Genomic DNA, 951 nt, shown 5'->3' with positions numbered 1-951 from the left:
GATCTACGCGGTGATGGCCAGCGCACGCCAGCGGTTGCCGAAGATCCGGGCCTGCATCGAGTTCTGGGCCGAGTGGCTCCGCGGCACGTCGTCCGCCTGAAGACAGATCAGCTGCGGATCACCGAGATGTGCTCGGTGCCGCTCTCGGACAGCCACACCTCGCCCGGTCGGCCGAGGATCTGGCGCACGCTCGCGGCCTCGCGAGGCATGGGAAAGCGCTCGAACTGTTCGCTGGCCGGGTCGAAGCGCAGCACCGCGTTGCCGCCGAAATCGCTGACCCAGACCTGGTCGCGTCCGTCGACATAGACGGCGTAGGTGCGCGGGGCATCGCCGGGCAGCTTCCATTGGCGCCAGCTCTTGTCCTTCGGGTCGTGCACCGAGAGTTGGCCGCTGTTCCATTCACTGACCCAGATCCGGCCGCGGCTGTCGCTCCACACACGGCGCGCGCCTTGGTCTTTGGTGGGCGGCTCGAAGACCGTCGACTCGCCGTTCTGGCGGTCGATGCGCGCGATGAATGAGCCGGCCAGCGAACACCACCAGATGTCGCCCGCGGGCGTCGCGCAGATGCCATACGGCCCGCGGCCGCGGGGCGCGTCTTTCACACGGATGTCGCCGCGCGCCACGTCGAGCCGGCCGACCACGCCGCTCTGGCCGGTGAACCACAGCACGCCGTCGCCGTCGAAGGCGCAGGTGTTCAGGTTGGCGTAGGGCGTGCCGGCGGGCAGCGGGAAACGGCGCACGTCGCGGTCCGGCCAGCCGACACGCACGATCGCGCCCTGGCCGCCGTCGGTGATCCACGCCGCCTTGTCCGGCCCCTGGATCACGCCGTGCGGTGCCGAGTTGCGGCCAAGTGCCACCAGCTCGACGCGGCCGCTTTTCGGGTCGAACCAGCCGAGGTGGCCGCTGCGTTGGGCGGTGAACCAGACGCCGCCATCGGGCGCCGGCGCCACG

General features: G+C 70.7%; 1 protein-coding gene. It reads right to left on the bottom strand.

All coding sequences use genetic code 11. The annotated features are described in order from the left end of the window. Positions 1-107: 107 nt before the first annotated feature. A partial coding sequence (locus AC1DYI_RS36870; RefSeq protein WP_477209029.1) for a Vgb family protein occupies positions 108-951 on the bottom strand: 844 nt, incomplete at its 5' end.

The sequence above is a fragment of the Ideonella sp. P3_A4 genome, assembly GCF_056403075.1.
This window is presented reverse-complemented; position numbering and strand designations above follow the sequence as displayed.